5 protein-coding genes are annotated in these 7,838 nt (G+C 38.8%); all 5 read right to left on the minus strand.

The features are described 5' to 3' along the window. Positions 1-462: 462 nt before the first annotated feature. Positions 463-1,683, minus strand: coding sequence for an FAD-dependent monooxygenase (locus tag ON09_RS20935; RefSeq protein WP_010603025.1), 1,221 nt, complete (start codon positions 1,681-1,683; stop codon positions 463-465). 7 nt (positions 1,684-1,690) lie between these two features. Further along, the gene (locus ON09_RS24530; RefSeq protein ID WP_010603026.1) at positions 1,691-2,785 is read right to left on the minus strand and encodes an AraC family transcriptional regulator; all 1,095 of its coding nucleotides are present in this window, start codon (positions 2,783-2,785) and stop codon (positions 1,691-1,693) included. Between the two features lie 1,542 nt (positions 2,786-4,327). Continuing rightward, positions 4,328-5,263 (minus strand): DUF4886 domain-containing protein, encoded by a 936-nt coding sequence (locus ON09_RS20945; RefSeq protein ID WP_010603027.1) that lies wholly within the window; start codon positions 5,261-5,263, stop codon positions 4,328-4,330. A gap of 74 nt (positions 5,264-5,337) precedes the next feature. After that, positions 5,338-6,555, minus strand: coding sequence for a glycosyl hydrolase family 28 protein (locus ON09_RS20950; RefSeq protein WP_010603028.1), 1,218 nt, complete (start codon positions 6,553-6,555; stop codon positions 5,338-5,340). Positions 6,556-6,613: 58 nt separating this feature from the next. Beyond that, positions 6,614-7,804 (minus strand): glycoside hydrolase family 88 protein, encoded by a 1,191-nt coding sequence (locus ON09_RS20955; protein ID WP_010603029.1) that lies wholly within the window; start codon positions 7,802-7,804, stop codon positions 6,614-6,616. Positions 7,805-7,838 lie beyond the last annotated feature (34 nt).

Genomic DNA, 7,838 nt, shown 5'->3' on the forward strand with positions numbered 1-7,838 from the left:
GAAAACCTAGGCAACGAGGTCGTCCTTGGGATGAATAACCTACAGACAGGCACATTTTACCTGAATCCTGACGCAAAAAATTCACCGGATTAAATGCTTCCATATTGGCCTCGAAAATGTCAACTTCGATCGGACCACTAGGGCTCGCTTCGGAAAACTTTCTATCAGAACCATCAAGTCTTTGAGCATCGCTGAATATTGTTCAAAGCAAGACCTCTCACTCATTATGGTGATTTAATAGCATCCCTGGATTAACTCGTAACGAATGATCTCTTCTCACCAAAAACGACTTTCACAATCATACGTTATTTATCAATAAATTGACAAAGAGTAAAAAAATGGTAAAACGGGGTTCAGCTTAATCGGTTTGCCACAGCTTTTCAAAATCTCCCTATTATCCAGATGATTTTGATTGCACGGCTGTTCTCACTACCTGTACTACATTCTTTTGAATTATTCGTTTTACCAATTCTTAAGTTCTGCAGCAAATTCATTTCCATAATCAGCAAGGTAGATTTCTTCTTTAACCGCCTTTTTTTCACCTCCAAAGAGCCCCATTAACCATTTAACCGGGCGGCTAGCAATCAAAGAAACCACTGAATTTAATATCTTAACACCGATCTTTGACTGAGGATAAACTAGCTTAGGTATTCCAGGAGGCAACTTCTGACAGCTTTGAACATAGGGCCGCATTTTTCTTTCATATGCGGCAAATCCATCCTGATAGGTCTTTGCACAAAAAAGTTCCCCAGCTAAAATATACGCTCCGGCCATCGACAAATCAGTTCCTTTTCCCGCAATTGGCGTTGCACAATAAGCCGCATCCCCCACAATTGCCACTCTACCCTCGCTCCACCGTGGCAAGTTTACCTGGCTAACCCTGTCAAAATATAAATCTTTCGTTTGATCTATTTCTTTAATCAGACGCTCCGATTCCCAGCCACAACCTTTTATCCGCTTTATCAAAGCGGCTTTTTGCTGTTCAAGGGACAAACCTTTGTATTCATCCTCTTCAGCTGTAAAAGTAATAGAGGCCCTGGCAGAACCGTAGTTATCTGGACGGATCAAAAAAACTATTCCACCTTTGGTATTGCACCATCTCGCCCAGTCACTATCAGTGTCTGATTTTGCGACGGTGAGATAAGCCGTATACAATCCCAGATAATTGAATTTTGCTTCGTTTTCAAATACAAGCTTTCTGGTATGAGAACCTATACCCTCTGCTGAAACCACCAAATCAAATCTTTCAGCCTCACCGCTGGAAAAAGCAACATCGACACCTTCATTGGTTTGAGTCAGTGCAGTGATATGTTCGTCAAACCGATATTCCACACTATCTTTGGTCAGGTCGTAAAGGATTTGTACCAGATCACCGCGTAGAATTTCCAATTCCTGAGTCATACTCAAAGCACTTTCCTTTGGAAATTCAGCTATTGTTTTGTTCTCAACATTTACGAACCGTAATCCGGTTTCGGTCGTATTTTTTGACCGGATTATTTCTTCAATACCCATCTTATGGGAAACATGCTGTGCAGGTCCTTTGACATCTATATTTTGTCCACCCAACCTAAGCCCGGGAGCACGTTCAACAAGGGTAACTTCAAACCCGTAATGGTTGAGCCAGTAAGCTAAAGTAGGCCCTGCGATACTGGCTCCTGTTATCAGAATCTTTTTTTCTTTCATGATTTTCCTATAAGTTACCCATAATGATATCAGGTGATGTGTCAGCTTCTATCTGATGACTTTCTGCACACTTTATTTTTCTAAATTTGGAAGGCGACTGCCCGATGACTTTTGTAAATAAGCGGATAAAATATTTATCATCAGCATAACCCAGATCACAAGCGATTTCCCTTCCCGTTTTATCAGTATACCTGAGTAGCCTTTGTGCCTCCGCAATAATTTCCTGCTGTATAAGATGAGTTGCAGAATATCCGGTGAGCCGTTTAACCGTATCATTGAGGTGAGATAATGAAATGTGGAGTAGCCCCGCATATTCAGATGGTCTCTTAAATGTTTTGAACTCTACCTTAATAAGATCCTTGAAGTGCTGAACAATCTGGACCGATCGTAATCCCCGGCTAACCGCCGACGACTTTAGCAAAGGCTGCATATTAGCGATCTGGTAAAAAAGCGCATTGACCAGCGCATGGAGCATTTGTATTCGAAATCGTCCTGGCGATTTGTCCTGCACACCGTTAAAAATTGTCAACAGTAACTCATCGCAAAATACCAGCGCATTACCCTGATCTTTGAACATTAAAATTTTCTCGATGGACTGTTCCAATACCCCACGTATACTGCTATCCAGATTTCCGCCATCAAAAAACAAAACCCAACCAGAAATTTCCTTGTAGCGCAAACATTTATGGACCTGACCGGGCTGAATAACCAGCATAGACAGCCCGCCCATATTAATTTCCCCTTCCTCAACCATCATCTTGATTTCTCCAGATCTTAGAAAGAACAAGCAGTATGAATCGTGCCGATGAACAGAGAAAGCCTTATCCTTATCCTCATGGCTATCGAAATTCTTTAGCATGGGTGATATTACTAATCCGTAAGGATGCGAGCGTAACTCAAATAAATTTAGTTTCTTTCTGGCCATTGGTCCCTGATTAGTTTCAAGTTCAAAGATAAGCGCAAAATAGAGACTTAACCACAACACAAGACGGAGAAAGGTGGACAAATGACGGATAATGGGTGAAGAATTAAAACTTGTCGTGTAGTCAATAAGCCATAACCCATTGAACCCACGCTGCGACGATAAATCTGGATGAATCATTATTTTAGCTTATGACCCTAAATGCCGAAGTGAGTTGACCACTCCTAACGAAATCTCCCCTCAACCATCAACTATCGTCCGAAAGTTCAGAAAACAAAAAATCTCCGAAATTAAGTCGCAAGTGTCCGGTTCCCGAAAAAAGAAATAATTTTCTAAACAAAAGCATAGCATTCCGGTTTATACGATTAACTATGAAAAATATGATCATAAACTTTGGTTAGTTGACCGATCAAAAAAGGGCTTGCAATATCTTGGGAGCCCTTTCCTAAAGAATTTGTTTGTTTGGTTTATAATAATTTAGGCTGTCGGGAGATAGCCTTTTTTTTGTTACAAACAAGATTTTATCTCAGGTGGTTATTATTCTACCGCCTTCATGAGCGGTAAGTTTAATTAATGAATGTAGGTGGTTTGAGATGGATGTCTTAAACCGCCTTATTTTATCATCCAATATTTTTTCCTTTAGTCTGGTTTTAGTGTGACGTCATAACTCTCTTTTACACTGTTTGTAGACATTAGCATCTCCCTTAACGATCAGTTGATAACTTCAACACCTTTATAAACTTATTTAGACTATGACTAATAGCAAACATTGCAGCTTATATTTCCAGCGTTCAATGATACAAATACAACAAGGTTAATTAAGGAAGGGTAAGATTAAAGGATTTCTTCTGTTTCAGATGAGTTAATTTAGTAACTCTTTATAAGAAATTTTCTAAGATGCCTTATCAACTTGCATCGCGTGAAAAGCATAATTACCTAATCTTCTGAAATAGTAAACCGATGTCTTTTAGTCCATATTGCTTTGATACTTATAGTATAGTCAAACCAATTATCTGTATCTTCAAAACGACCATAGATGTATGAAGGCCTTCTCCCTTGATCCCCAATAGACTATCCTTGGGCACTTCCTCACTCATCTTTCTAAATACATCCTTTAAGTTGACACTAATTCTATGTTTGACGTTATAAACAGCAAATAAAAAAATTCCTCTCGATCGTCATCTGGCTCAAGAAACTTGATTAAAGCAGCCTCTTCATATACAGATCTTGGATCAGTAATATTCTCGCTTGCAATTAGTTATGACTTCTCCCAGTGTTATACCGACGTTACGACACCAACTGTTTCTTCTAATCCAATCGCACGTCTATCGGCAGATTATAGGCAGATTTCTCGAGTTAAGTCGATCCGTATTCCATGGATGCGGTTCAAGTATCTACCTAATAATATTCCGTGTAATATAGAGTTTTTAATTGTTACGCAACATCATCCACATCAATTCGGCTTAAATTTTTCGTGTTAGTAACCCATATGGCGTCAGCTACCTTCGGATTCGCAGTCGCCAATAACACCGAGGCCAATCGCTAGCACTCCTACTACAATTTGCGTTCGGATTTATATCCTAAAACTGATTACTAGGCATAACACATGACAAGAGCGGATTAAAGTAACTTGATCTGCTCTCGTCGCCTCGCATGTTGCTGTAATTAAACGATATATTATGATAGAAATTGATTATTTTGTTTTTTTAGAAGAAGTCTTGACTAATTTTTTGCTGCAGTTTTCAAAACTTTAGCAAATTCTTTATCGATACCTTGAGGTAAAAATTTTATTTTATTGGGATCACCATCAAACAAAAATTGATACCAAACCAATCCTGTTAAATAGCACCCAGCATCATTTGCATGATTGGGATCGAAAGTTAACTTTTTATTTTTATCGTAATGATAACCTACGTTGAGCGAATGTGTTTGATTGGGTAAATTTGGATACTCAGCTGATTCATAGTTAAAAGTGGTGTCTATTTTGAACCCCCATTTAGGATTTGTATTAACACGCTGAATTGCATCACCAACCGGTACAATTCTCAATTTCAATGTTTGCGCCAAATGATGATAGGCCGCTCTTGATTTCATCCACATCTCGTTTTGATCTTTTGCTCTTTCCTCCCCTGCTATCTTACCAAAATTTTTCGCATCTGCCCGGTAAGCCCATGTTTGGTGAATCACTACTTCAGCATGGGGCTGTAACTGCTTGATCAATTTATAAAGATTTTGCGCATATGGCTGATACGTATTTGAATCGCCTGATAACAATGAATACTGCTGGATGGTAACAACATCCCAATTGCCAGATTCTAACAATTCTCGCAGCGACTTCCCTCCATATGGTCTTCCCTTTGGGTTGGATGCATCCTGATCGTTAGTAACCACAGATTCCCAATGTCTTTTTAACTCGCAACCAGGCAATTCAGCTCGGCCGATAACTAACTGATGTCCGCCTGACTCGCTAATTTCCGGTAAAAATTTACTTGCATTTTGAGAGAAACTATTACCGATTAGAAATAACCGCAGCGGTTTTTGTTGACCAAAAACATGAAGCGTTGTAGTGAACAGTAAAAGGGTAATAATAAAAAATTGGGCCGACAAATAATTGCTTATCAACCTATCGACTATATTTGATTTGTTGTTTTTACTCATTATTAAATGTTGATTTGTTTAATGTGCTAAAGTTCTCTGCAGATGCTTGCTTTTAAGAAAGGATTGGAGATCAATTAAGGTTTAACATTCTTTACATTATCCACCACCACCATATTGCTTTGCTGGACATCTATCGCATCACCCTCTCCGATATAAAAAATATCTCTAAAGCAAGCTTCGGTTATTCCTTTAGCCTTTAGCTGATGATTACTTACCAGGTTTCTAACAAATAGGCCTTTGATGTTCTCCGCAAATTCAGCTTCCAATCCTTTTTTAGACAAAGGGCTGATAATCATGTTTTCGATAAATACATTCCTGATCCTTAATCTACCAACAGGCATAATGCGAATGGCCCGATGTGAAAGTGAATAGAAATCCTGCCAGTTTTGAAGGTAGATATTAGATATATTATCTTTCTCGCCAGCATAAACGGAACCACTTACCACATTCACATTTTCTTTTCCGGCTTCTATACCCGTATCTGTCAAACCGATATTAATAAAATCGTCACCACTTTTTCCTTTAATATTAGAGATGATGATGTTTTTACAGCCAAAGCGTACACCCATTCCGTCCTGGTTAAGGATTTGTTTTTTTATTCCGGCAACATTGACAGCTTGTCGCACATCGAAAGTAATATCTTTGACCACACCATTAGTACTGCGCTCCATGACCAAACCGTGACCGTGGTAATCTTTTAAAGTTATGCCACTGATCTGGAAACCATCCACGTATGCTAAAATGATCGCATGATTTCTCCATCCACCTTTTTGGTTCTCGTTTGGTTTGCCTGCATCAGTGCCAAAAGATTGGCCAAAGCCAACTGGATTTAATGACAACGTCTTATTGTGATCTCCTGTAGCACGCGGATTGCTGGCACCTTCCAACAAAACATTACCGACACCGACCACTTTGATATTTTTTAACGGAGCAATATCCTTAACTCCTAAACCTGAATTGGCAGAACGGATAAAATTATCTCGGCATTTATCTGATAGTTTGATTTTACAGTTATTAAGTTCCAGTTCGAAATCACCAGGCAGCAAGATTGCCTGATCAATTAACCAAACATCCATTTTGGTAATGGCATCAAATCTTGGAATTACTACTTTTCCCGTGGTTTTCTTGGCATCTTTGATGGCCCTCTGGATACGTTCTGATTGAGTACCAGACTTATAATTATTCGGACTGATATAAATATCCACGGCCTTAACATTTAGCTTTGCAGATAAAAAGTGGATACCGCAAAATGAAAAGCAGATCGTGAATAATGCTTTCTTAAAGATTGACATTGGTGTATTTGTAAAGTTTAAAAATTTGAACGAAAGAATACCGTGTTTGTACTATTATTTAAAGCCTTTTCTTCAATCTTGATAATGCTTCCAAATAATAATAATCCGCATAGGTTAAAGGCGCATCAATTTCTGATTTAAAAGGGAAAGCGCCTGTACTGTGTTTCAAGATGAAATCTCCATTATCGCCTAATTTAGCAGTATACTCATCCGAAGCTAAGGTTCTAATTTGGGTATCGACTACTTTCATGTATCTCTTTTTTAAATCTGCATCAACAAAATCGCTAAGCTCTATCAATGCTGAAGCCATAACAGTTGCCGCAGATGCATCACGCGTTGTATTCGGAATTTGAGGTGCATCATAATCCCAATAGGGAATAAAATCTTTGGGCATTTGTGGATGATTGATTAAGAAATTAGCGATGTTTTTTGCTTGTTCCAGATAGCGTTTGTCTTTAGTTTCTCTGTAAAGGTAGGTATAACCATATAAACCCCATGATTGTCCGCGGCTCCATGCCGAATTATCTGCAGCACCTTGATGGGTCTGTTTTTTATGCGGCAAACCTGTTTTTTTATCGTAAGAAACCACGTGGTACGAACTAAAATCAGGCCTGAAATGGTGGATCATGGTATTATCCGCATGCGAAATCGCGATTTCCCTGAAGTTTTCATTTTTGGAATAAGTCGCGGCCCACAACATCAGTTCCAAATTCATCAGGTTATCAATAATCACAGGGTATTGCCAAACGTTAGTGTTATGATCCCAAGAACGGATCAAACCTACTTTGGGGTCAAAGCGGGTAGCTAACGACTTTGCTCCGGTCAATAGTACTTCTTTATAACGTTCCTCGCCGGTCAGTCGCAAGCCGTTTCCAAAACTGCAATACAACATAAAACCTACGTCGTGATTATCAGTGGTATATTTTTCTCGTTCTACCCTATCAGTATACATTTTAGCATAATTAAGGACTTCCTGATTTTTATTATTTTCGTACAAATACCAAAGCGAACCCGGAAAAAATCCACTGCACCACCACCTGGAGTCTGATGAAGTGTCTTTGTTGCCTTCAAAAGATTTTGGCAATCTGCCTGGTTGATTTTCGTATTTCTTCGCCATTAACAAACTTTGTTGCTGTGCGTGTTCAAAAGCTTTATCAATTACTTTTTTTAAGGATTGAGCCTTGAGCTGATCCACGGTAGTTAATCCGATTAGTAATAACAATGAAATGTATCTTCTTTTTTTGTTCATTTAATCTAGGTTTATATTTGGTATCTCCAAAACT

Origin of the sequence: Pedobacter agri PB92, assembly GCF_000258495.1 — a bacterium.
In the GTDB taxonomy this organism is placed as follows: Bacteria; Bacteroidota; Bacteroidia; order Sphingobacteriales; family Sphingobacteriaceae; genus Pedobacter; species Pedobacter agri.